Source organism: Brevundimonas diminuta (assembly GCF_050310045.1).
In the GTDB taxonomy this organism is placed as follows: domain Bacteria; phylum Pseudomonadota; class Alphaproteobacteria; order Caulobacterales; family Caulobacteraceae; genus Brevundimonas; species Brevundimonas diminuta_F.
This window is the reverse complement of sequence record NZ_CP190005.1, coordinates 2192861-2216829: the sequence shown is the minus strand read 5'-3', so window position 1 is coordinate 2216829 and position 23969 is coordinate 2192861. Positions and strand designations below refer to the sequence as shown.

General features: G+C 67.3%; 22 protein-coding genes and 1 tRNA gene. 9 read left to right on the top strand and 14 right to left on the bottom strand.

Annotated features, from left to right (window positions below; genetic code table 11):
* Position 1: 1 nt before the first annotated feature.
* Positions 2 to 1657, bottom strand: a complete 1656-nt coding sequence (locus tag ACORJG_RS10745) for a sensor histidine kinase (RefSeq protein ID WP_427789016.1) — start codon at positions 1655 to 1657, stop codon at positions 2 to 4.
* 145 nt (positions 1658 to 1802) lie between these two features.
* On the opposite strand from ACORJG_RS10745, the gene ACORJG_RS10740 reads away from it, so the two are divergent.
* Entirely contained in the window at positions 1803 to 2246 is a 444-nt protein-coding gene (locus ACORJG_RS10740; protein WP_427789015.1) for a SufE family protein, read from the top strand.
* A gap of 30 nt (positions 2247 to 2276) precedes the next feature.
* Here ACORJG_RS10740 and ACORJG_RS10735 read toward each other — a convergent pair whose 3' ends face one another.
* From ACORJG_RS10735 to ACORJG_RS10720, 4 genes are all read right to left on the bottom strand, one after another.
* Positions 2277 to 3335, bottom strand: a complete 1059-nt coding sequence (locus ACORJG_RS10735; RefSeq protein WP_427789014.1) for a linear amide C-N hydrolase — start codon at positions 3333 to 3335, stop codon at positions 2277 to 2279.
* A 38-nt stretch (positions 3336 to 3373) separates the two neighbouring features.
* Positions 3374 to 4177 (bottom strand): hypothetical protein, encoded by an 804-nt coding sequence (locus tag ACORJG_RS10730; protein ID WP_427789013.1) that lies wholly within the window; start codon positions 4175 to 4177, stop codon positions 3374 to 3376.
* A gap of 126 nt (positions 4178 to 4303) precedes the next feature.
* Entirely contained in the window at positions 4304 to 5020 is a 717-nt protein-coding gene (locus tag ACORJG_RS10725) for a DUF6456 domain-containing protein (protein ID WP_427789012.1), read from the bottom strand.
* Positions 5017 to 5388: a chromosomal replication initiator DnaA gene (locus ACORJG_RS10720; RefSeq protein WP_427789011.1), complete on the bottom strand. Its 372-nt coding sequence runs from the start codon at positions 5386 to 5388 to the stop codon at positions 5017 to 5019. Before ACORJG_RS10720 ends, ACORJG_RS10725 begins: the two co-directional genes overlap by 4 nt.
* Positions 5389 to 5694: 306 nt before the next feature.
* Here ACORJG_RS10720 and ACORJG_RS10715 point away from each other — a divergent pair, with 306 nt between their 5' ends.
* The 5 genes from ACORJG_RS10715 (at position 5695) to ACORJG_RS10695 (ending at position 12448) form a co-directional block, all read left to right on the top strand.
* On the top strand, positions 5695 to 6786 hold the full coding sequence (locus ACORJG_RS10715) for a hypothetical protein (protein ID WP_427789010.1): 1092 nt from the start codon (positions 5695 to 5697) through the stop codon (positions 6784 to 6786).
* A gap of 272 nt (positions 6787 to 7058) precedes the next feature.
* On the top strand, positions 7059 to 7760 hold the full coding sequence (ctrA, locus tag ACORJG_RS10710; RefSeq protein WP_003165857.1) for a response regulator transcription factor CtrA: 702 nt from the start codon (positions 7059 to 7061) through the stop codon (positions 7758 to 7760).
* A 235-nt stretch (positions 7761 to 7995) separates the two neighbouring features.
* A complete protein-coding gene (gene ppdK / locus ACORJG_RS10705) occupies positions 7996 to 10686 on the top strand; it encodes a pyruvate, phosphate dikinase (RefSeq protein ID WP_427789009.1) in 2691 nt (896 codons plus the stop codon).
* A gap of 487 nt (positions 10687 to 11173) precedes the next feature.
* Complete coding sequence (locus tag ACORJG_RS10700; RefSeq protein WP_303718527.1) at positions 11174 to 11707, top strand: porin family protein; 534 nt, start codon at positions 11174 to 11176, stop codon at positions 11705 to 11707.
* 213 nt (positions 11708 to 11920) lie between these two features.
* Entirely contained in the window at positions 11921 to 12448 is a 528-nt protein-coding gene (locus ACORJG_RS10695) for a porin family protein (RefSeq protein ID WP_427789008.1), read from the top strand.
* Positions 12449 to 12545: 97 nt separating this feature from the next.
* Here the strand turns inward: ACORJG_RS10695 and ACORJG_RS10690 are convergent, their stop codons facing one another.
* From ACORJG_RS10690 to ACORJG_RS10650, 9 genes are all read right to left on the bottom strand, one after another.
* The gene (locus ACORJG_RS10690; protein ID WP_427789007.1) at positions 12546 to 12818 is read right to left on the bottom strand and encodes a hypothetical protein; all 273 of its coding nucleotides are present in this window, start codon (positions 12816 to 12818) and stop codon (positions 12546 to 12548) included.
* A 102-nt stretch (positions 12819 to 12920) separates the two neighbouring features.
* Positions 12921 to 14066 (bottom strand): beta-ketoacyl-ACP synthase III, encoded by a 1146-nt coding sequence (locus ACORJG_RS10685; RefSeq protein WP_427789006.1) that lies wholly within the window; start codon positions 14064 to 14066, stop codon positions 12921 to 12923.
* 149 nt (positions 14067 to 14215) lie between these two features.
* Positions 14216 to 16279, bottom strand: a complete 2064-nt coding sequence (locus ACORJG_RS10680; protein ID WP_427789005.1) for a capsular polysaccharide biosynthesis protein — start codon at positions 16277 to 16279, stop codon at positions 14216 to 14218.
* Between the two features lie 216 nt (positions 16280 to 16495).
* Positions 16496 to 17314 carry an HpcH/HpaI aldolase/citrate lyase family protein gene (locus ACORJG_RS10675; RefSeq protein WP_427789004.1) on the bottom strand — a complete coding sequence of 273 codons (819 nt, stop codon included), beginning with the start codon at positions 17312 to 17314 and terminating at the stop codon, positions 16496 to 16498.
* Positions 17314 to 17991 carry an SDR family NAD(P)-dependent oxidoreductase gene (locus tag ACORJG_RS10670; protein ID WP_427789003.1) on the bottom strand — a complete coding sequence of 226 codons (678 nt, stop codon included), beginning with the start codon at positions 17989 to 17991 and terminating at the stop codon, positions 17314 to 17316. Before ACORJG_RS10670 ends, ACORJG_RS10675 begins: the two co-directional genes overlap by 1 nt.
* Before the next feature lie 78 nt (positions 17992 to 18069).
* Positions 18070 to 18963, bottom strand: a complete 894-nt coding sequence (locus ACORJG_RS10665; protein ID WP_427789002.1) for an ROK family protein — start codon at positions 18961 to 18963, stop codon at positions 18070 to 18072.
* A 255-nt stretch (positions 18964 to 19218) separates the two neighbouring features.
* A complete protein-coding gene (locus ACORJG_RS10660) occupies positions 19219 to 19716 on the bottom strand; it encodes a GAF domain-containing protein (protein ID WP_427789001.1) in 498 nt (165 codons plus the stop codon).
* Positions 19717 to 19737: 21 nt separating this feature from the next.
* Entirely contained in the window at positions 19738 to 20490 is a 753-nt protein-coding gene (locus ACORJG_RS10655; protein ID WP_427789000.1) for a hypothetical protein, read from the bottom strand.
* A gap of 30 nt (positions 20491 to 20520) precedes the next feature.
* Positions 20521 to 20596 (bottom strand) — tRNA-Ile (locus tag ACORJG_RS10650).
* A gap of 213 nt (positions 20597 to 20809) precedes the next feature.
* Between ACORJG_RS10650 and ACORJG_RS10645 the strand changes: the two genes are divergently transcribed.
* From ACORJG_RS10645 to ACORJG_RS10635, 3 genes are all read left to right on the top strand, one after another.
* Positions 20810 to 21568 (top strand): SIMPL domain-containing protein, encoded by a 759-nt coding sequence (locus ACORJG_RS10645; RefSeq protein WP_427788999.1) that lies wholly within the window; start codon positions 20810 to 20812, stop codon positions 21566 to 21568.
* Between the two features lie 149 nt (positions 21569 to 21717).
* The gene (gene sppA, locus ACORJG_RS10640) at positions 21718 to 23517 is read left to right on the top strand and encodes a signal peptide peptidase SppA (protein WP_427788998.1); all 1800 of its coding nucleotides are present in this window, start codon (positions 21718 to 21720) and stop codon (positions 23515 to 23517) included.
* 120 nt (positions 23518 to 23637) lie between these two features.
* Entirely contained in the window at positions 23638 to 23961 is a 324-nt protein-coding gene (locus tag ACORJG_RS10635; protein WP_427788997.1) for a hypothetical protein, read from the top strand.
* Positions 23962 to 23969 lie beyond the last annotated feature (8 nt).

The following is a 23969-nucleotide window of genomic DNA, read 5'->3' as shown; positions in this document are numbered from 1 at the left end:
CTCAGGCGTCCGGCGTCTCGAGCGGCAGGCGCACGGTCGCCGCCGTGCCGACGCCCAGAACGCTGTCCAGCGTCAGCGTCCCGCCGTGCAGTCCGGCCAGCGCGCGGACCAGCGCCAGACCCAGTCCTGACCCCTGCGCCCGCTGTTCGGCGTCGCCCGCCTGTTCATAGGGGCGGCCCAGACGCGCCAGATCTTCGGCCGAAATGCCGACGCCGGTGTCGGCCACGGTCACTTCCAGCGCATCGTCCGCCGCCTGCACCGACACGGTGACGTTGCCGCCCGGCGGGGTGAACTTCACCGCATTGGCCAGCAGGTTCAACGTCATCTGCTTCAGGGCGCGGCGGTCGGCGCGGAGGTTCAGCGCCTCGGGCGGCAGGACGGTGGCCAGTTCGACGCCCTTGTCGTCGGCCTGAATGCGGACAAGGGCCAGCGCCGCCAGCACCGGCTCGCGCGCGTCGAAACGCTCCAGCGACAGCTCATACCGGTCGGCCTCGATGCGGCTGACGTCCAGCACGTCGTTGATCAGGTCCAGCAGATGCCCGCCTGCCTCATGGATCGAGCGGGCGTAGTCGGCGTAGCGCGGCGGGACGGGACCGAACAACTCCTGCCGCATGGCGTCCGAGAAGCCGATGACAGCGTTCAGGGGCGTGCGCAGTTCGTGGCTCATATGGGCCAGGAAGCGGGACTTTCCGGCGCTCTGGGCCTCGGCCTCGGCGCGGGCGGCGTCCAGTTCGGCCTCGCGCGCGTGTTGCAGGGTGGCGTCCAGCGCCTGAACGATCAGGCGGGGCGCGCCTTTCGCCGGTGCACCCTCCAGCCGTCGCGCGACCAGAAGGATGCGCCGGTCCAGCGCCAGGCGCGGCGTGAAGCGGACCTGCGCCTCGGCCCCGCTGCGGGCGCGTGCCAGGGCGGTCAGGACGGCGGGCTGGTCCGCTGTCTCGACGGCGGCCAGCAGGCCATCGGCGAACAGCGGGTCGACGGGCAAGGCGGCGGGCGCGGCGCCATAGGCGGCCAGCGCGCGATAGGCGGGCGCCGCGCCGTCTGCATCCAGCAGCAGGGTCAGGCCGGGCTGTCCGGCCAGCAGGGTCTCTATGCCCGCGACGTCGGACTGCGCCGCGTTCAACCGCCGCGCCGCGCGCCGCGCGCCCAGCATCAGGGCGAGACAGGCCGCCGCCGCGCTGGCCAGCATGGATGCTCCGGCGGTCAGCGGCGCAGCCGACGGCGTTCCCAGCAGCCAGCCCGACAGCAGGCCCGCGCCCGCCGCGCCCAGCGTCGCCGCCGCCGAGACCTGCACCCGGCGCCGTCCGCCCAGCGCCAGACCAGCGGCCAGAGGCGCGAAGATGAAGCCGGGCAGGGGGCCGCCCGCGCCGCCGCTGAGCGTCGCCGCCGTCAGGCTGGACAAGGCCCAGATGACCATCAGGGCCGAGCGCGCCTCGTCATCGTCGCGCTTCAGCAGGATCAGTCCCGCCAGCCCCGGCGCCGCCATGACCGCCAGCGCCAGCAGCAAAGGCCCGCCACCTGCGCTGAAGGCCGCCGTCAGTGCCGTGGCGCCGACCGCCGCGACCCAGGCCGCGTGCCAGGCGGCCACGGCGGCGCCGTCCCCGGCGTCGTGGACCTCGGGGCGGCGGATGGGGTCAAGCGGGGCGGCGCTGGGCTTCAAGACTACCTGTTCGGCGAGGGGTGAACGAAACCTTCAATCTAGGGTGCGTCGCGCCCTCGCCACAGCCCGCTCGCCTGTGAGGGGAGTATGGGCGTGTCACGAGGGGCGGTTGTGATCGCGACGACGGGGGCCTATGTCGCCCGCCATGACCGCAGCGCACGCCATCCCCGACCGCTCCATCGACGAAACCCTGGCCGAACTGGTCGAGGAATTCGACCTGCTGGGCGATTGGGAGGGGCGGATCGAATACGTCATTGATCTGGGCAAGGATCTGCTGCCCCTGCCGGAACCGGCGCGGATCGAGGCGAACAAGGTGCCGGGCTGTGCGGCGCAGGTCTGGCTGTCTTTGCGGCCGGAAGGCGGGCGGCTGTTCTTCGACGCCGACAGCGACAGCGCCCTGTCGAAGGGGAATATCGCCCTGTTGCTGCGGCTGTATTCGGGGCGGCTGCCGGGTGAGATTCTGGCGTTCGACGCCAAGGCCGCGCTGGACCGGCTGGGCCTGCCCTCGGCCCTGACGCGCCAGCGCGCCAACGGCCTGAACAGCATGGTCGGCCGTATCCGCGAGGCGGCGGCGCTGGCGGCGGGCTGACGCCACAATAGAGAGGCGCGGTGTTCGGGCCTACTCTTGCGGACCGAGGAAGGGGAAGGCCCGCGCGTTGGTGAACTTGGCCGTCGCGTCGCCCGCGTGGGTGTTGATCTGGTTTTCGCCCAGCTCAAGACGCTTGACCGGGGCGCGTTCAGAGAAGTCGATCTTCTTCAGGTCCACCCAAAAGGTGTTCGGCGTCAGGGCCGACTCGAAGAAGTACAGCTTGCGCTTGTGATCCACGACGGTCCGCCAGCGGGTCGAGGAGATGTTCGGCTGGTCCGGGGTCGAGATGCCGAACGGCACCGAGACGTTGCGGATCACGCTGAACACGCTGGCCACGGCCATGTTCTGGTCTTCAAACTTGGGAATGGCGTTGACGTAGAAGGAGGCCCGTGCATAGCGGTCGGCCGCCCGGTTGGTGCCCGGCAGCATGACCGTGCCGCCGATGCCCTGCCAATAGGTGTTCAGCGCCAGTTGCTGATCGAAGGTCGGCGAGTTGGTCATCACCTGATAGTCGCGGCTGTGATGCACGACCAGCTTGCCGTCGATGTATTCGAAGATGGCGCTGTCGCCGCTGCTGTCCGACAGAGACAGGTGCAGGGTGGTCAGGCGGTCCTGACCCGGCACATTGTCGCTGACCAGGACGAAGGGCTCGTCGCGCAGGCCTTCGACAGCCTCGGCCACGGTAGCGTAGTTGTCGAGGGCGTATTGGGCCCAGGCGGCGATGCTGAGGGCGGGCTTGTTCGGGTCATAGGTCGGGTATTGCGACTCGACCAGCCACAGGACGTTGGCGACCAGACCCATTTCATTCACGCCGTCGACGGTCGAGATGTCATAGCCGCTGGCGATGACGCTGCCGTATTTCGACGTCCAGGTCAGGGAGTTGGGACCGCCGGACCCGTCCCGCGCCATGCCGCGCGGAAAGATCCAGAGATTGGTCATGATCTCGTCCTTCCAGTCCATCGACCGGGCCGTGATCACCGCGCCGTCGTGGCCATGGTAGACAAGGCGCGTGCACGCCTCGGCCGCCGGAACGGCCATCATGAAGGCGGCGGCGAGAGCGGCGACGCCCTTCTTCATTCCGTTACGCATGTCGTCTCCTTGGGATGGGGGGATCGTCAGGAAAGGGATCAGTAGGTCAGCGACAGGCCCAGCACCGGGCCGTGGCGCGTCACCTTCCAGTCGAAGCGCTGGCCGGTGAAGTCGTCCTGCTCATAGTTCTGATACAGCAGGCGATAACCCGCATTGACCGAGACGGCGCCCCCGCCCAGCGGCGTGCGATACGAGGCCAGCGCCTGCCACGACAGGCTGTGGCGGTCGGTGTCGCCCAGACCGCCTGCGTCGGCCTGTGCGCGCAGGGTCCAGTGTTCGGACACGTCGCCTTCGACCCGCAGGCCCAGCAGCAGGTCGGTCCATTCAGCGCCCTTGTGCGTGGCGCCCAGCGGGGTGTTCAGATCGGCCCGCAGCTTGCTCCAGCGGGCGCCGACCAGAGGCTCGACGCGGAAGCTGCGCGCGTCGCCGAAGGCGGTGCGGCCGTCCAGCGGATCGTCCACCAGACGATACAGGACGCCCGCTGAAACCGTGGTCGAACGGGTGCCCAACTCGGCCGGGACGCCCATCAGGGACACGCCCTCATTGGTCTTGGAATATTGATAGTCGACGAAGCCCGCCCAGCGGCCGCGGCGCACCTCGACGTCGCCCATCACGAGGCTTTCCAACTGATCGAAGGCGTCCGAGGCGGACACGTCGACTGGCGCCTTGTGCCCGGCCATGGTGACATTGCCGTCCAGCGAGGTGGCCCAGACATAGGGGCTGACCGTGACGCTCCACCGGTCGTCGGCGCTGGTCTGGGCGGCTGCGGCGCCGCCCAGACCAGCGATCAGGGCGGCGGTCGCCAGACCAGAAAGAAGCGAGGCGGGGCGGAGGAACGTCATACGGATATACTCTCGTCAGCCTTAAGGGGGCGTCTTTGACATAGGTCAGCCATACTTAAGTAATCGTGGATCATGGAACTGACGAGGCGCTTTTTCGACGCTGGCGCAACCGCGTTCGCCGCACAGTCACATCAGGCCATAGTGTTCCGCCAGCGCCTGCAGCCCCTGTTTCAGCAGGGTCTTGCCCTGACGGCGGCGCAAGCACAGGGCCTGTTCCGCCAGTTGCAGCGACGTGCCGTGGATGCAGACCTGCTCGACCATGGCGCGCAGGCGAGGCCCGCAGGCGTCCAGCGCCGCCTTGACCCGGCCTGAGGCCGACAGGGCGCGGTCGCCCGGCTCGATCCGGCCTGCGCCGCCGCCGGAGCCTGTGCGCGGCAGGGCGTCCCAGCGCATGGTCAGCGACGGACCGGCGGCCGCGATCTCGGCCTCGGCGCGCAGGCGCTCGCCCGCCGCGACCTCGGCCGGGGTCAGCCACGGTCGACCCGACTGGTCCTTGCGCCGGGCCAGCCACAGGATCGGGCTCTCGCCCAGATTGGCGCGGCGGGTCGTCAGGCGGCCGTCGGTCTCCATCACCGCGCGCTCGCCCTCGATGACGCCGGGACGGCCGGGCGGGGGCGAAAGGGGCGCGTGGTGGTTTGCGGCGCGCGGCAGCCAGCCGCCGCCCTGTCTCAGCTTCAGCCCCGGCAGTTCGATGACGGCGCGGAAGGCGGCCTCGTCCAGGGTCAGCACCACCCGGCTGCGCCGGTCGCCGCCGAGACGCAGGGGATAGGCGCCGCCCGCCTGATCCAGCCAGGCGCCGGGCCGTTGCAGCAGACTGCGCGCGCGTTCCAGTTGACGGCTCATCGGCGGCCTGCCTTTCGCGGCTCCAGATCGACGACGGGCAATTCCATCACCGCGCGCAGCGACCGCTCCAGTCCATCCATCAGCAGATCATATTCAGCCCGGTCGCGCTCATCCTCGGCCCATCGGCAGGCGGCGCCCGCCGTCGCCCGGTTCAGGCCGAAGGCATGAGCCACCCGCTCCAGCGGCCAGCCGTAGGAGACATGCGCCAGATACATGGCCGACCATCGCGCCCGGCAGGCCGGCGGCCGCACCCGTTCACGACGGGTCATTTCCTGAACGGGAATGTGGAAGGCCAGACCGACCAGACCGAGGGCGGCGTCGGCGCGAATCCGGTCCCCTTCCAGCACGGGCACGCGATAGATGTGCATGATCGGACGTCTCCCTCATTCCAGTTGCAACGCCATCCTAGAGCGGGCGGACCAGTGATATGGGAAACTATTCCTAATGTGCGTCAGCTTCGGTCGCCTCGCCTTGTATGCAAAGGGTTTGATCGCACTGTGATCGGCGAATGACCTGGGGATAAGCGGCGTATCAGGCGTGCGGACATGCGCTTGACGGGGACCCGTTGGGGCGCCGGGCCGTTAAGGTTTGAACGCGCACTACGATGTCGCCAAGGCGGACTGAACAGGCGCAGGCTTCAGGTTGAGAACAGCCCGTATCTTTCGGAGTATATCATGTCGTTCTGGTCCAAAATCTTCGGCGGAAGCAAGGCGGAGGACGACGGCGCCCTGCGCATCACCATTCACCAGGCCATCCATCATTTCGGCTTTCGCGCCTCGACGGCTCAGGATCGCTACGGCGACTTCGCGCCTGTTATCGAAAGCACCGAGCGTATGGCGAACACGCCGGAAGGCATCACGGCGTACATGGATCTAATGACGCCCTATCTCAGGGAGGATTTTCGACTGCCTTGGGGCGAGACCCTGGCCAGCCACGCCCATGAGTGGGCGCCGCCGGGCGATGCGGCCCACGCTGCGGACAGCGACGCCTTCGTCGACGGCGCCCGACAGGTTTATGAGAGCCGACCTTCGGCTCTGAGTGCGGCCATCTACGCCTTTGCGTGCAATTTGGTCGGCTGGAGGGCGCGCGGGCAGGATTACAAGGTGTCGCCGGAAGGCGCGGCGACTCTTCAGGACTGGGGCGATCGCGGCTGGGACATCGGCATCGGCCATGTGAACAGGACGCTGGACGGTGGGCAGGGGCTGTCGAAGTCGGACGTTCCGTTGCTGGCGAGCGTCTGTTCGATCGCCCTGACGCGCGGTTCGCCCGAGGCCCTGACACAGGTCTTCGGTCTGTGGGAACAGGTCGATCCGACCGACCTGGCCATGATGACCCAGAGGGCCTATTCGCTGCTGCCGCGCTGGTACGGGTCTGCGGAAGAACTGGAGCAGTATGCGCGGTCCTGCATGGAGGCCACGCGGCCCGTCTACGGCGCCGGCGCCTATGGCTATATCTACGGCTGGCTGTGTCGTCTGGCGGACTTTGATATCGAAGACACCGGTTGCGATATCGATCTGGCCGATCAGGGCATGAAGGATCTGCGGGCGTATTTCCCCTGCAACTATCTGCACAATATGCACGCCCAACTGCTGTCGTGGGGCGACAGGGAAGAGCGCGTGCTGGAAATCTTCAACGAGGGGCTGAAGGTCATCGACTATCGCGCCTGGACCTTCGCCGATGAAGACAATGGAATGCGCAACGCCGTCGTGGCTCTGGCGGTGGCCCGCAATGAGGCGGCGGGCGATAATATCCACCTGATCGAATAGCGGTTGATGGACGCCGGGGCCTCACGCGATCCGCCTTCGCGCCCCGACTTTCAACAGGCCGGGCGCCGACCTCTCGACGTTCTTTGAAAAATTAACACTTTCAAAGCGAATCCTTGACTCGGGAGTCTGGACGGCGATTCGCAAATCAGCTTAGGCGTTCCATATCGGGATGCGTTAACCCTTCTTAAGGTTTTGGCCCGTTAACGTTGGAACAAGGTTACCCGGCCGTTTTTCAAATGCGGCCATCCCAAGCTTTGCCTGGAGGGGCATGAATGCGCGTCCTGTTGATCGAAGATGACCACGCGACGGCCCAAAGCATCGAACTGATGCTCAAGTCGGAAGGCTTCAACGTCTATACGACCGATCTGGGTGAGGAAGGCATCGATCTGGGCAAGATCTATGACTACGACCTCATTCTGCTGGACCTGAACCTGCCGGACATGAGCGGGCTTGAGGTTCTGCGCCAGCTGCGCAACGGCAAGATCAACACCCCGGTGATGATCCTCTCGGGCAGCCATGAGATCGACACCAAGGTCAAGACCTTCGGCGGCGGCGCCGACGACTATCTGACCAAGCCCTTCCACAAGGACGAGCTGATCGCGCGCACGCACGCCGTGGTCCGCCGCTCCAAGGGCCACGCCCAGGCCATCATCCACACCGGCGAGATCGCCGTGAACCTGGACGCCAAAACGGTCGAGGTGAACGGCCACCGCGTGCATCTGACCGGCAAGGAATATCAGATGCTGGAGCTGCTCTCCCTGCGCAAGGGCACGACCCTGACCAAGGAGATGTTCCTGAACCACCTGTATGGCGGCATGGACGAGCCGGAACTGAAGATCATCGACGTCTTCATCTGCAAGCTGCGCAAGAAGCTGGCGACGGCCGCCGGCGGCAAGCACTACATCGAGACCGTCTGGGGCCGCGGCTATGTCCTGCGCGACCCGGCCGAAGGCGCGATCACCGTCGCCGCCTGAACGGATCCGGCCTGAGCCTCCACTCAGGATTGAACGAATGCAAACGCCCGTCGGGAAACCGGCGGGCGTTTTCCTTTGTCCGCTCCATGGTTTGGGGCTGAAGACGATGGCGAGCGGATACATCCTCTCACGGATTGTTACGCCTACGGCCTCGCCTTCGCAGGTGCAGCGCGCTAGTGAAACCCCGCATAAGGCGGGACTCAGTCTCGCGAGACCACGGTTCAGGAACTACGAAATGACCAAGTGGGTGTATGGCTTCGGCGGCGGCTCCGCCGATGGCGACGCGTCGATGAAGAACCTTCTCGGCGGCAAGGGCGCGAACCTGGCCGAGATGTCGTCCCTCGGCCTGCCGGTGCCGCCCGGCTTCACCATCACCACCGAGGTCTGCACCTGGTATTACGCCAACCAAGAAACCTATCCGACCGACCTGACCGATCAGGTCAAGGCCGCCCTGGCCCACGTCGAGGGCGTGGTGGGCAAGACCTTCGGCGACGCCGCCAACCCCCTGCTGGTGTCGGTGCGCTCGGGCGCCCGCGCCTCCATGCCGGGCATGATGGACACCGTCCTGAACCTGGGCCTGAACGATGAGACGGTCGAGGGCCTGGCCAAGCTGTCGGGCGACCGTCGCTTCGCCTTCGATTCCTATCGCCGCTTCATCACCATGTACTCCAACGTGGTGCTGGGTCTGGGCCACGACTATTTCGAAGAGGTGCTGGACGACCACAAGGATCGTCTGGGCGTCTCGGTCGACACCGAACTGACCGCCGAGAACTGGGAGAAGGTGGTCGCGGACTACAAGTCCCTGGTCGAGCGGGAGCTGGGCAAGCCCTTCCCGCAGGATCCGCAAGCCCAGCTGTGGGGCGCCGTCGGCGCCGTGTTCGAAAGCTGGATGAACGACCGGGCGAAATTCTATCGCCGCATGCACGACATCCCCGAAAGCTGGGGCACGGCCGTCAACGTCCAGTCGATGGTGTTCGGCAACATGGGCGAGACGAGCGCTACGGGCGTCGCCTTCACCCGCAACCCCTCGACCGGCGAGAACAAGCTGTACGGCGAGTTTCTGATCAACGCCCAGGGCGAGGACGTGGTGGCGGGCATCCGCACGCCGCAGTCCCTGACCAAGGCGGGCCGCGAGGAGATGGGCGAGACGGCGCTGTCGATGGAAGAGGCGATGCCCGAGGTCTTCGCCCAGTTCGTGGACGTGGTGGGGCGGCTGGAAAGCCACTACCGCGACATGCAGGACATCGAGTTCACGGTCGAGCAGGGCCGCTTGTGGATGCTGCAGACCCGCAACGGCAAGCGCACGGCCAAGTCGGCGCTGAAGATCGCCGTGGACCTGGCCTCCGAAGGCGTCATCTCTCAGGATGAGGCCGTCAGCCGCGTCGAACCGGCGGCGCTGGACCAGCTGCTGCACCCGACGCTGGACCCCAAGGCGGCGCGTACTGTCGTCGCGGCGGGCCTGCCCGCCTCGCCGGGCGCGGCGACCGGCAAGATCGTCTTTGACGCCGACGAAGCCGAGCGTCTGGGCCAGAACGGCGACGCCGTCATCCTGGTCCGCGACGAGACCTCGCCGGAAGACATTCACGGCATGCACGCGGCGCGCGGCATCGTCACGGCGCGCGGCGGCATGACCAGCCACGCGGCGGTCGTGGCGCGGGGCATGGGGCGCCCTTGTGTCTCGGGCGCGGGCGAGATCTCGATCAATGAGAAGGCCGGAACCTTCACTGCGCGCGGCCGCACCTTCAAGGCGGGCGAGGTCATCACCATCGACGGCGGCAAGGGCGAGGTGCTGGACGGCGCCGTGGCCATGATCGAGCCGGAGCTGACGGGCGACTTCCAGACCCTGATGGGCTGGGCCGACGGCATTCGCCGCCTCAAGGTCCGCGCCAACGCCGAGACCCCGCTGGACGCCCGCACCGCGCGCGGCTTCGGCGCCGAGGGCATCGGCCTGTCGCGCACCGAGCACATGTTCTTCGACGAGGCCCGCATCGCGGCCGTGCGCGAGATGATCCTGGCCGACGACGAGGCGGGCCGCCGCGTGGCCCTGGCCAAGATCGCCCCGTTCCAGAAGGCCGACTTCGTCGAGCTGTTCACCATCATGAGCGGGCTCCCCGTCACCGTGCGTCTGCTGGACCCGCCGCTGCATGAGTTCATCCCGCACACTGACGTCGACATCGACGCCCTGGCCGCCACGCAAGGCCTGGACGCGGCCAAGCTGAAGCGCCGCGCCCGCGAGCTGCATGAGACCAACCCCATGCTGGGCCACCGCGGCTGCCGTCTGGGCGTGGCCTATCCGGAAATCTACGAGATGCAGGTCCGCGCCATCCTGGAGGCGGCGCTGCAGGTGAAGGCGTCCTCGGGCGTCGCCCCGATCCCGGAGATCATGCACCCGCTGGTCGCCCTGGGTCTGGAGATGAAGTATCTGCGCGAACTGACCGACCGCACGGCCAAGGCCGTCTTCGCGGACGCCGGGGACAGCGTGGACTACCTGGTCGGCACCATGGTCGAGCTGCCGCGCGCGGCCCTGCGCGCCGCCGATCTGGCCGAGCACGCCGAGTTCTTCAGCTTCGGCACCAATGACCTGACGCAGACGACCTTCGGCATCAGCCGCGACGATTCCGGCCACTTCCTGCAGGCCTATCTGGACAAGGGCATTTTCGAGAACGACCCCTTCGTCCGTCTGGACCAGAGCGGCGTGGGCGACCTGATCCGCATCGCCGAGGAACGCGGACGAGGCGTCAAGCCGGGCATGAAGATGGGCATCTGCGGCGAACACGGCGGCGATCCGTCGTCCATCGCCTTCTGCGAAGAGGTCGGGCTGGATTACGTCTCCTGCTCGCCCTACCGCGTGCCGATCGCGCGCCTCGCGGCGGCGCAGGCGGCGTTGGCCGCACGCTCGGGCGAAGAGCGCGAAAAAGACCGCTGAGGCTCAACCGTTTCCCTCCCCGTCCCGGGGAGGGTGGTTGCGCAGCAACCGGGTGGGGAGGGCCAGGTGATCGGCCCTCGGCGCTTGATCAGCCTTGCCGCCCCCACCCGGCTTCGCCCTGTCGGGCTCAGCCACCCTCCCCGGGACGGGGAGGGAGAAAGCGTGCTCGCTTCTTCTTTCCTCCCCACGACATGGGGAGGCGGACCGCGTAGCGGTGGAGGGGCTTTGCGACGGCGGAACCAGGCGGCCCCTCCGTCTCGTCGGCTACACCGCCGATCCACCTCCCCATGGAATGGGGAGGAAAAATCATCGGCCTTTTTCACGTCATGGAATAGTCATTCTTGACGGAACGCGGTGTGTGCTTCCGTTCGCACAGTCTTCGAAAGCTTCATCAAGCATACGGAACGCCGTCCGGCGCCCGTGCCTTGTTTCTCCGCAAGGTGGTCAGGCCTGTCCTGTTCATCGCAACAAGGAGTGAGTGAAGCTCATGCGTAAAGTTATTCTCGCCGCCGCCGTCCTTTCTGCATTCGCCCTGCCGGCTGCGGCCCAGGTGATGCAGCCGGGCGGCCCGACCTATTACGGCACGCTCGGTTATTCTCAGCTGGACCATTCCGATGGCGATCTGGGCGCGATCACCGGCCGTCTGGGCGCGAAGTTCAATCCCTACCTCGGCGTCGAGGGCGAAGGCTCGATCGGCGTCCGCGATGACAAATTCAACATCGCCGGGGCCGAAGGCAAGATAAAGCACGACTATGATCTGGCCGCCTATGTCGTGGGCACGGTGCCGGTGACGCCGAACTTCGAACTGTTCGCGCGCGGCGGCTACGGCACCACCCGCATGAAGGCCCAACTGGCCGGCGTCGAGCGCAAGGCCGACGGCGAAAGCTGGAACTACGGTGCGGGCGCCAACTATTTCTTCGACGCCCAGAACGGCCTGCGCGGCGACTGGACCCGCCGCGAGTTCAACGATGATGCGGGCAAGGTCGACGTCTATTCGGTCAACTACGTCCGCCGCTTCTGATCCGAAAGCGGACGAAAGCCAGTCAGGGCGCGCTCCAGCGGGGGCGCGCCCTTTTTACTGATGCATTCAGGTAACAATGTGTGTGGGTTTTTCGCAACATTAGAGATGGTTCCGCGTCCTGCCTATGGAACGCTTAGGCAGTCATCGCCATTTATCCCTGTGTCAGATGGGGCATGTGACCAAAGAAGTCACATCATCTATGGAGTTAAAATAATGCGTAACGTTCTTCTCGCCGCCGCTGCTGTTTCTGTTCTGGCCGCACCGGCCTTTGCTCAATCGAATGTTGAGCCGCGTGCTTATGGCTCGCTGGGCTATACTCATATGGAGGGCGACGCCGCCCAGACAGGCGCCGTCAGCGGCCGCCTCGGCGTCAACCTGAACCGCTATTTCGCGCTGGAAACCGAAGTCGGCGTCGGCGTGAAAAACAAGGATATCACCGTTGGCGGCGTCGACGGCAAGATCAAGCATGAGTGGGACGCGGCCGGTTACGTCGTCGGCAAATACCCGATCGGCGACAAGCTGGAACTGTTCGCGCGCGGCGGCTACGGCCACACCGAGCTGAAGCAGAACCTGGTCAACGCCAACACCAAGGTCGGCGGCGACAGCTGGAACTATGGCGTCGGCGCCAACTACTACCTGGACGGCGTCAACGGCGTTCGCGCCGACTGGACCCGTCGCGACTTCCGCGATGACCGCGGCGAAGCTGACGCCTATTCGCTCAGCTACATCCGTCGCTTCTAAGGCGCGAGATTTCAGGGTCTGGCACCCTGAAACGACGAAGGCCCGCTCTGGCGACAGAGCGGGCCTTTTCGTTGGCTGTTATGCCATCAGGGCTGGATCAGGCCGGTTCGGCCTTCAGCGCCCAGCGCATGGAGCCTTCGCCGAAGGGGCGGAAGAAGAAGTCGCGATAGCGTTCGAACACCTCGATGACGCGGGTCTTCAGATCCTGCGTCACGGACTCGCCGCGTTGGCGTTTCAGAGCGGCGACGCAGTCGATCACGATGTCCTGATGGGCTGCGCCGCCCATGCGTTGAAGCACCGTGGCCACGTCGTGCGCCAGCGGATCCTTCAGTTTTTCAGCCCAGGGCGATGTGAAATCTGTCTGAATCATGTGGGCGCATCCTCCCCCTGGTTCCCGACAAGGCGATACGATTTGCAAAAAAACGCGAACAGTGCAAGCGCTGCCCCGAACAAAGGTATGCGTCAGTCTTTTTCAGCCGCGTTTGCGGACAAAAACCGTTCCCGCTGAATAACCTGCGCCGAAGCTGCAGATCAGACCCGTATCGCCCGGCGCGAAGCCGTCGTTGTGCAGGTGGAAGGCGATGATCGACCCGGCCGAGGATGTGTTGGCGTAGTCGTCCAGGATGATGACGTTCTCTTCGGGCGCTGGATCGCGGTCCAGCACCTTGCGCGCGATCAGGGTGTTCATGTTGATGTTGGCCTGGTGCAGCCACAGGCGCTTCAGCCCGTGCGTGTCCAGGTCCAGCTCGGCGGCGTGATCCAGGATCATAGTGGAGACCATGGGCACCACCTCCTTGAACACCTTGCGGCCCTGCTGGACGAACATCTTGTCGGTCAGGCCGTCGGACGAGATCGGCTCATGCCCGTCGGTGGGCAGGGCGGCGCGGTTCAGGAAGCCGAAATTGTTGCGGATGTTGTTTGAGAAGCTGGTCTGCAGCTTCGTGCCCAGAATGTCCCAGCCGCCCGGTCCGGCCTGATCCTCGGCCTCGATGATGACGGCGGTGGCGACGTCGCCGAAGATGAAGTGGCTGTCGCGGTCCTTGAAGTTCAGGTGCGCCGAGCAGATTTCCGGGTTCACCATCAGCACGGCCTTGACCGAGCCGGAGGCCACGAAATCCGCCGCCGTCTTGATGCCGAAGGTGGCGGAACTGCACGCCACGTTCATGTCGAAGGCGAAGCCCTCGATCCCCAGCGCCTGCTGCACCTCGATGGCCATGGCGGGGTAGGGGCGCTGCATGTTCGATGCGGCGCAGATGACGGCGCCGATCTCGCTGACCGGCTTGCCCCAGGCCCTGATGGCGTCCTGGGCGGCCTTCACCGCCATTTCTGCCATGATCGACAGTTCGTCGTCGCCGCGCGCGGGCAGGTGCGGCAGCATACGCTCGGGGTCGATGATGCCCGACTTGTCCAGCACATAGCGCGCCTTGATGCCCGAGGCCTTCTCGATGAAGGCTTCGGACGAGGGCGTCTTGGCCTCGATCTCACCGGCGGCGATGGCCTCGGCGTTGGCGGCGTTCCAGCCCTCGGCCCAGGCGTTGTAGGCGCCGACCAGCTCCTCGTTCGAGACAGACTGTTCCGGCGTGAACAGGCCGGTGGCGGAGATGACGGCTTTTTGCACTGTAATGTTCCCTAACGCTCGGCGCGCGGCGCCTCGCTGCATCAGGGAACAGGGAGTCCCCGGCGCTCGACAAGCCTTATGTCGGCGCCTCGCGGCGAAGTTCAGGCGCCTCGCGGGCCGGACTCAGTCCGTAGCGATGACGAACGACCTCAATAGGCCGGGGGAAGGCTGCGGTCGAGACTGGCCTTTATGCCTCTCCACCACCGATTGATGCGGCCGCGCGGCGGGGCGGGCAGGGGGTGGTCGCGCGCGGCGATCAGGGCCTCGACCAGATCCTCGGCCTCGCATGGCCAGCCGTCCGGCGTGACATAGACCGGATAGCCGATCAGGGCGGCGTGGATGACGCTCTGCAGACTGGCGCGACGGGTGCGGCGCTCAAACGTCAGGCGGTCGTCGGTCAGGCCCCATCCGGCATAGAAGGGGCGGCCGTAGACGCTGACCGGCTTGCCCCGCATCAGGGCCTCGAACCCGGTCAGGGAGGTCAGGGTCGCCAGCCGGTCGCAGGCGTTCAGGCAGTCGATGATGTCGAGGTCGTCGGCCGAGGCGTCGACCTCCTCCATCGCTGCATGGTCCAGCAGGCCGGGCCGGTTGCCCGCCGTCACGTCCGGGTGGTTGCGATAGATCAGGAAGGCGTCGGGATGATCCGCCCGCGCCGCCTTCACCAGACCCGAGTTGGTGCGCAGGTCAGGCCCGCAGCCCATCATGATCGAGCGGTCGTTTTCGACCTGACCGACGACCAGCAGGATCGGCCTGTCTTTCGGCCAGTGCGCCGGGACGCCCGCCCCTTTCAGATTGTATTTCGACAGGCCCGCCTCGACCACGCGAACACGAAGCGCCTCGGCGCGCGCGGCCTGATCCGGTGAAGGCTCGCTCGCCTCGATCAGGCTCTCCAGACGGCTGGGGCGGGTCGGGTCGTAGTAGACGCCCTGATCGTCCAGCGCGACCGACAGGGCGCCGAAGAAGTCGGACCCCAGACCGCGCGAGCGGATGAAGCCGTCCTCCATGCGCACGACGGGGCCTTCAAAGGCGTCGGCGGCGGCGCGGATCTGCGGCGTCTCCTTGCCGGCCCACCAGATCAGCCTGCCGCCCGTGGCCCGCGCATAGGCGACGGCGGCGGATGAGCGCCAGAAATAGCGGACGCGGCCCTTGGGCGAGTTCAGCAGGCGGCGCACCGGCGGCCGCTTGGCCGGGGCGAAGCCGACGGCGGCCCAGTCGCCCGCCAGCCGGTCGGCCCGGTCGCGCAGGGCGATCAGCCGCTCCAGCGCCTGTTCCGCCTCGCACCGTTGGCCGGTGACGGGATCGACGTAGCGGGTGTAGGCGATCAGGGCCGCCGCCGCGATCTGCTCCAGATCGCGCGGGGCGCCGCGCCGTCCGGTCTGCACGGCGTCCGTCGTCAGGCCCCAGCCCGAATAGAAGGGCGCGCCGAAGCAACGCACCGGCAGGCCGCGCAGCAGGGCCTCGAACCCCAGCGCCGAGGTCACGACATAGACCGCATCCACCGCCGCCAGCAGGTCGGCGGGCCGCACGTCCGCGTCGATCAGGGTGACGTCGTCGAGTTGATCCGCCGGGATGCAGCCCTGCTTGCGCCCTGCCGCCACGGCGGGGTGGCGTTTGACGATCAACTGGGCGTCCGGCTCATCCCGCCGCGCGGTCGCCAGCATGTCGGAGAAGCTGGCTTCGGTCGCCAGCCCATAGCCGATGGAGGCGTCGCCGAAGGTCTGGTCCACGATCAGCACCCGGCGGCCGGGCCTGAGCAGGCGTGCGTCCAGCGGCCCGCCCATATTGGTCTTGGACACGCCGGAGGCGACGATGCGGTCGATCAGGCCGCGCGCGCGGGCCTTCATGGCGGCGTCGCACCAGTCTGGGGCTGCGTCGATCAGCTGCTCCAGTCGGCTGGGCCGGGTGGCGTCGTAATAGACGCCCAGATCATCAACGATCAGGCTGAGGCTGGTCGCCCCGCTCTCGCCGATCCCGACCGAGCGCAGAAAGCCGTCCTCCAGCGCCACATAGGGTTTGCCGTGCTTCGCCGCCCAGCGTCGGCCCGCCTCCGCCGTCGGCTTCATGCCCCAGCCGAGGACGGCCTCGATCGACGATCCGGGCAGGGCGGACAGGTCGTAATCGGGCAGGAAGGCGGACAGGAACGGCACCTTCAGCACCCCCGGCGCACAGACCCAGGCGCGGGTTTTCGACAGGGGCGGAAGCGGTGCGGTCATGAGGGTGTGTCTAGGTGGAACGCGAGCGGCGCGCCACCCCGCTCTTCCTTCTCCCCTTGAGGGAGAAGGTGGGCGCCGAAGGCGCTCGGATGAGGGGTGTCGGCGCGGTGGTGGACGGTTGGGGCTTCGTGTAGAGCGTCGTTCGGATAGGGCGCGCTCACACCCCTCATCCGTCAGGCTCCGCCTGCCACCTTCTCCCTCAAGGGGAGAAGGAATTTAGAGGTTGGCCAGCAAGGCCTGCGCCTGTTGAAGATGCAGCCGTTCCACCATCTCGCTCTCGACGCGGAGGACGCCCAGCCCGGCGGCTTCGGGCGCAGCGAAGGCGGCGACAACCTTGCGCGCCCATTCGATTTCGTCAGACGACGGACCGAACGCCGCGTTCGCCCCCTCGATCTGCGAAGGGTGGATCAGGCTCTTGCCGTCGAAACCATATAGCCGCCCCTGCGCGCATTCAGCCGCGAACCCGGCCTCGTCCTTGATGCGGTTGAACACGCCGTCGATGACGCTCAGACCGTTGGCGCGGGCGTGGGCCACGACCGCCGCCAGCCACGGCTTCAGCGGTTCGCGGTCAGGCGCGGGGCCGGTCTTCAGGTCCTTGGCCAGATCGTTGACGCCCAGCATCAGGCCGCTCAGTGCGCCGTCCGCTTCGGCGATGTCGCGCAGATCCACCAGCGCGCGCGGCGTTTCGATCATGGCCCACAAATCGACGCCAGAACGCAGCGCCGCCGACAGGGCGTGAACCATGGCTGCGCTCTCGACCTTGGGGGCGACGATCAACTCGACGGGGGCGTCACGCAGGGCCTTCAGGTCGTCGGCGCCCCACGGCGTGTCCAGGCCGTTGATCCGCACGCCGAGGCGCGGGCCGAAGCCGCCTTCCTGCGCCGCCGCGACGGCGGCCGCGCGGGCCTCGGCTTTTATTTCGGGCGCGACGGCGTCCTCCAGGTCCAGCACCGCCACGTCGCAGGGCAGGGTGCGGGCCTTCTCGATGGCCCGCGCGTTCGAGGCGGGCAGATAGAGGACGCTGCGCGCGCGCATCAGACCTTGCCCATGACGGGGATCAGGGCGCCCGTCACCGCCCGCGCCTCGGGCGAGGCCAGGAACAGGATGACGGCGGCCAGATCGGCGGGCGCGACCCATTTCGAAGGATCGGCGTCGGGCATGTCGGCGCGGTTGGCCGCCGTGTCGATGATGGAGGGCAGGACGGCGTTGACCGTCACCGGGGTCGACTTCAGCTCCTCGGCCAGCGCTTCGGTCAGGCGATGGACCCCGGCCTTTGACGCGGCGTAGGCGCCCATGCCGTGCCCGGCCTTGATCGCGCCGTTGGCGCCGATGTTGACGATGCGGCCGTCGCTTGAGGCCTTCAGATGGGGCAGGGCGGCGCGGCTGGCGTTCAGCGTCGTCTTGACGTTGAGGGCGTGCATCCGGTCGAATTCATCGCCGTCGCCCTCGACCGGGCTCCAGACGAAGCCGCCGGCGATGTTCAGCAGGGCGTCCAGACGGCCGTAATGGGCGACGACAGCCTCGATCGCGGCCTTGGCCTGAGCCGCGTCGGTCAGGTCGACGCCGTTGATCTCGAAGATGTCGGGGTTCGGCGCGCGCGGCGGGGTGCGGCCGATGACGGCGACCGACAGGCCGCGCGCCTGCGCCGCCTCGACGACCGCCCGGCCAAGGGCGCCGTATCCGCCGGTGATCGCGACGACTCTCTGGCTCATGCTTCCTGCTCCTGACGGTTCGGCGCGAACCATAGCGGGGCGCGCGGCCCGATCAATCCGGGATCAGGCAATCGGGGATCAGGCGTCCCACAGCCGCGCGGCGCCGCGCACGCCGGAGGAATCGCCCCACTTCGCCGGGACGATCCGCCCGTCCCAGTGGTCGGAGAAGACATGGCGCGCCACGACCGGCGGCAGGCGGTCGTAAAGCTCGCCCACGTTCGACATGCCGCCGCCCAGCACGAAGACCTCCGGGTCGGCCAGATTGACCACCATGGCCAGACCGCGCCCCAGCCGGTCGATGTAACGGTCCAGCGCGGCGGCGGCCTGTGCATCGCCTGCGCGGGCGGCATCCACGATGGCCTGCGCCGTCCACGCCCGTCCGGTCGTTACTTCATGATCGCGCTGGAAGCCCGTGCCGGACACCCATGTTTCGAGACAGCCGTTCAGGCCGCACCAGCAGGCGGGGCCGGGCGCCTCGTGCGCCGAGGGCCAGGGCAGGGAGATGTGGCCGACCTCGGCGCCGACGGCGTGCGCGCCCTCGACCAGCCTGCCGTCGATGACCAGACCGCCGCCGTAGCCGGTGCCCAGAATGACGCCGAACAGGCTGGCGGCGCCCGCGCCTGCGCCGTCGGCGGCCTCGGACAGGGCCAGGCAGTTGGCGTCGTTGGCCAGCCGCACCGGGCGTTTCAGTGCGGCCTGTAGATCCTCGGCCAGAGGGCGGGCGTTCAGATAGGTCGAGTTGGCGTTGCGGATCAGTCCGGTGCGCGGCGAGGGCGAGCCGGGAATGGCCAGACCGACCGATTGCGCCGGACCTGCCTCGGCCTCGACCCGCGCGATCAGGCCGGCGACGAGGCTGATCGCGGCGTCATAGGTTCCGGGGTTCGGTTCGCGGATGCGCGCCGCGAAGGCGCCCGACGCATCCAGCGCCGCCGCCTCGATCTTGGTGCCGCCGAAGTCGATTCCGATCCGCATGAAGGGGGAGGTAGCACGGGCGGGCGTGGGCGTCGTGTGCGGAACCCTCTCCCGGTGGGAGAGGGCTTGAGCGCACGAGAGCGCAGCGATCGTTCTGGCGCGAAAGGGTGAGGGTTCTCGGGGAAAGTCGGCCGAAGGCCGTCGCGCGACGGCTGACGCCGACTGACAGGGCTGAACCCTCATCCTTTCGCCTGCGCCAGTCGCCTCCGGCTCCTGGAGGCTCAAGCCCTCTCCCATCGGGAGAGGGGAGTGGCTTCAACCCGCGCCGAACACCTTGGCCATCAGCCGTTCCAGCGCCTCGGCGTCCACAGCGTCGAAGGCCGCCGTCTCGGTCGCGTCCACGTCCAGCACGGCGATCAACTCGCCCGCCGCGTTCAGCACCGGGACCACGATCTCGCTGGCCGAGCGGCTGTCGCAGGCGATATGGCCGGGGAAGGCGTGGACGTCCTCGACCACCTGGGTCCGGCGGGTCTTCGCCGCCGCGCCGCAGACGCCGCGCCTGAACGGAATCCGCAGACAGCCCAGCGTGCCCTGATAGGGGCCGACCACCAGTTCATCTCCTTTGGCCGCGTCCACGACGTAGAAGCCGGTCCAGAAGAAGACGGGGAAGGCGTCGGCCAGCATCGACGCGACGGTGGCCATGCGCGCCGTCAGGTTCGGCTCGCCGTCCAGCACGGCCAGAATCTCGGCCTCGACCTCGGCGTAGCGTTCGGCCTTGTCGGCGGGGCGGTCGTCACGGGCGACATAGGACATCAGGCGAGGCTCAACGCGGTCTCAAGGAACAGTATAGTCGCCGCACTCGGGCAGCGGCGCGTCAGGAACATAGGCGCTCAATGCCGGATCGAAAGTGAAGACGCGCTGCACGCTGCATTCGGCGTCGACAGCCTTGACCAGATCAGCGGGCTTCAGCGGCGGCTTGGCGAGCGAATCTTCGCTACGCGACACCCGGCCGGGGAAGGTCGTGGCGGTGGAGGCATAGGTCAGGCGCGGCGGGAAGGCGTCGCCCTCGGCCTTCAGTTTGGCGTCGAACTCATATTCATCGTGGCAGGCGCCGGCGCGCTGTTTGATCGTCTCGGGACCGAAGCAGGCGCGGATCATCAGCGAGCCGGACAGGGGAACGGTCAGAATCTCCTGCGGCGCCGCGCCGGGCGCGAAAAGGATCAGGGTCCGATAGGAGGCCATCCCCCCGCCGCCCGAATACATGGATTGAAGCTCCATGTCGGCGCCGAGAATGATCTCGTCGCTTCCGGCGCGACGCAGGACGGCGCCGGGCTTCCAGACGCCTTCGGAGACTTCGCTTTCGATTGGGTGAGAGGCCACGGGCGCCCGGCCGTCAGGCGCGCCGTCATACAGGCGCAGCACCCGCTGTTCGTCCGATTCGTCCGCCTCGATCAGGGCGCACCAGCGGCGATCGGCGGTGCAGGCGGGAATAGCCTCGCCCTGCGTTGCCGCCGGGACCGGCTCCAGCGTCTCGAACTCGGGCGAAGGAGCGGCGGCCAGAAGGGCGGCGAGCAGAAGGGCGGGCATGGGGCGTCCTTGAACGATGGCGTTCGGATGTGGTGGGCGTGGAGGGACTCGAACCCCCAACCAGACCGTTATGAGCGGTCGGCTCTAACCATTGAGCTACACGCCCCCGGGCGGCTGATCACGCGCCGCGAAGCACTACAGAAGGTTGTGCCTAGCAGGCGTCGTCGCTGCTGCAAAGCCGCCTTCGATCTGTCGCGCTTTTCATGCGGATGAACGGAACCTGCATGGGGGGATTTTGCGTTTGTTCAGCTTGAAACGGCTAAGTTCGGTCGTGGCTGGCGAACACGCCTGCCGGAATGATTTCGACGGAGACCTCCCCATGACCCGCACCGCACGCGCCCTGATGTTGGGCACGGCCCTGATGACTTTGGCGGCGCCGGCCGTCGCATCTGCTCAATCCCAGCCCGGCGGCTCTTCTCCGATGCAGGTGCACGCCATGGCTCAACAACCCGCCCTGAACCTGTCGGCCTATGGCGAGGTCAAGGTCGCGCCGGATCAGGCCACGATCAACTTCGGCGTTGTGACCGAGGCGCCGACGGCCCAGGAGGCCATGGCCCAGAACGCCCAGCAGATGACCCGCGTCGTCGCCGCCCTGCGCCGCGCCGGGGTCGCCGAGCGCGACATCCAGACTTCGGGCCTGAACCTGTCGGCGCAATACGACTATCAGCAGAACGAATCGCCCAAGCTGCGTGGCTATCAGGCGTCGAACCGCGTCACGGTGATCATCAATGACCTGACCAAGGTCGGCACGACGGCCGACGCCGTGGTCGCTGCGGGCGTCAACCAGATCGACGGCATCAGCTTCGGCCTGAAGGATCCGAAGGCGGCCGAGGATCAGGCCCGCGTGCTGGCCGTGCGCGCCCTGCAGGACAAGGCGCGTCTGTATGCCCAGGCCATGGGCGTGCAACTGGGCCAGGTGCGCTCGCTGACCGAAGGCGGCGGCTATGCGCCGCAGCCGCGCCCGGAGGTCATGTACGCCCGCGCCGCTTCGATGGACGCCGGCGCCTCGACCCCCATCTCGGCGGGCGAACTGTCGGTTCGCATCGACATCACCGGGACGTATGACATCGGGCGGTGATCCCGCCCGGATGAAATGAAGAGGGCTCGCTGGCGACGGCGAGCCCTTTTTCATGGCTTCATTACCGTCCGTTCATTTGACGCGGCGGGCAGGGGCTTTATCCTCATGCTTGGCCACCTCTGGCCGCGATCCTGGACGCACGCCTTCCCATGAAGCAGTTCTTCCTCACCATGCTGGGCGTCTTCGCCGGGCTTGTGGCCTTCTTCATCGTATTGCCGGTGGTGGCGCTGATCTTCTTCGCCATGGCGGCCGGGGCCTCCAAGCCGACGACGCCCGCCCATACGGTGCTGGAACTGGATCTGCGCAGCGGCCTGACCGATCAGACGCCGACCAATCCCTTCGCAGCCTTCGGCGGGCCGGGCTTGTCGGTGATTCAGGTCGTGGACGTGCTGGCTCAGGCCGCCGCCGACGACAACGTCAAGGTTCTGCTGGTGCGCGCGCCCGAAGCGGGCATGACGCCAGCCTCGGCCGATGAAGTGCGTCAGGCGATCGCCCGCTTCCGCGCCTCGGGCAAGACGGTGATCGCGCACAGCCAGGGCTTCATGCCGGTGGGCGCGGTCATGTCCAGCTATATGGTCGCCTCCAGCGCCGATCAGCTATGGCTGCAGAACACGGCGAACTTCCAGGCTGTGGGCCTGTCGGCGGACAGCGTCTTCCTGGGCCGCGCCTTCCAGAAGTATGGCGTCAAGGCCGACTTCGAACAGCGCTATGAATACAAGAACGCGGTTAACGAATATACGCAGAGCGACTTCACCGCGCCGCACCGCGAGGCCATGCTGGCCTGGATGGGCTCGATCCACGACAGCGCCATCGCCAACATCGCCCGCGACCGCAAGACCACGCCCGAGGCCCTGAAGGCCGTCATCGAGGCCGGTCCCTATTCGGCCGATCAGGCCCTGTCGCTGAAGCTGGTCGACAAGATCGGTCAGGTCGAGGAAGCCGAAGTCGCCGCCAAGGAAAAGGCGGGCAAGGACGCCAAGATCGTCAAATTCAGCGAATACGCCTCGATGAAGGGGACGCGCACGACCTCTGGCTCGGGTTCGGCCAAGTCGGCCATCGCCATCGTCGGCGGCGAGGGCGCCATCATGACCGGTCGCGGCGCCAACGATTCGCCCTTCGGCGGCGGGACCAGCATCCGCTCGGACGACACGGCCAAGGCCATCTATCAGGCGATCGAGGACAAGGACGTAAAGGCCATCGTCTTCCGCGTCTCCTCGCCGGGCGGTTCTCCTGAAGCGTCGGAGCAGGTTCTGGCCGCCGTGCGCGCGGCCAAGGCGGCGGGCAAGCCGGTGGTGGTGTCGATGGGCGCCTATGCGGCGTCAGGGGGCTACTGGATCAGCTCTGAGGCCGACTGGATCGTGGCCCAGCCCTCGACCCTGACTGGCTCGATCGGCGTGTTTGGCGGCAAGTTCGTGCTGGCCGATGCGCTGGGCCGTTTCGGCGTCGACATGCGCGGCCTGTCGGTCGGCGGCGACTATGCCGACGCCTTCTCGCCGGTGCAGGGCTTCGATCAGGGCCAGCGTGCGGCCTTCGCCGCCTCGATGGACCGCATCTACGAAGAGTTCGTCGCCCGCGTCGCCAAGGGCCGTAAGCTGCCGGTCGAGCGCGTGCGCGAGATCGCCAGGGGCCGCGTCTGGACCGGCGCTCAGGCGCATGGCTTGGGTCTGGTCGATCAGCTGGGCGGTCTGGAAGAGGCCGTGGCCAAGGCGCGGCAGCTGGCCAAGATCCCGTCGTCGGACGTGGTCCGCTTCAAGCGATTCCCGCAGCCGCAGACGCCGTGGGAAGCGCTGGCGACCGCCTTCGGCGCCTCGGGGCAGGCGGCTGAGGCCATGGTCAAGGTCGGTCAGGTCATGGGCGATCCGGCCGCACAGGCCATGCTGAACCGGGTCGAGACGGACCGGATGCGCAGCAGCGGGGCGGTGGTTCTGGCCGACCAGCCCGCCTTCTGAGGCGCGCCCCGATCCGTAAAGTGACTGGTGCGTGATGTCGCAGTCCATTGACCGTTCATGTTGATGGGCCGACATTACGCCTCAGGCGTTCATCAGGACGCTGAGAGAGGCTTTGAGTAGATGATCAACTCCGACCCGATGGGCCAGCTGGGTTTCAATGCGCGCCGTCGGCCCGGTTCCGGCCTGTTGGCCCCCTTCGTCTGGGTCGCAGGTCTGGTCGCCACGGCGCTGGCCGTGACCGTGGGCGCCCTGCTGGCGGTCTTCACCGCCGCCGCTGTGGCGATGATCGCCCTGGTGGCCGGCGTGCTGGTCTTCTTCGCCGGTTTCGCCCTGCGCGCCCGCCGCGCCATGACCGCCCGCCGCCGTCGCGATGACGGCGTGATCGACGCCAGGAAGGTCGGCGACACCTGGGTGGCCTACGGCTGGGAAAAAGAAGGGCGCTGATCGGCCCG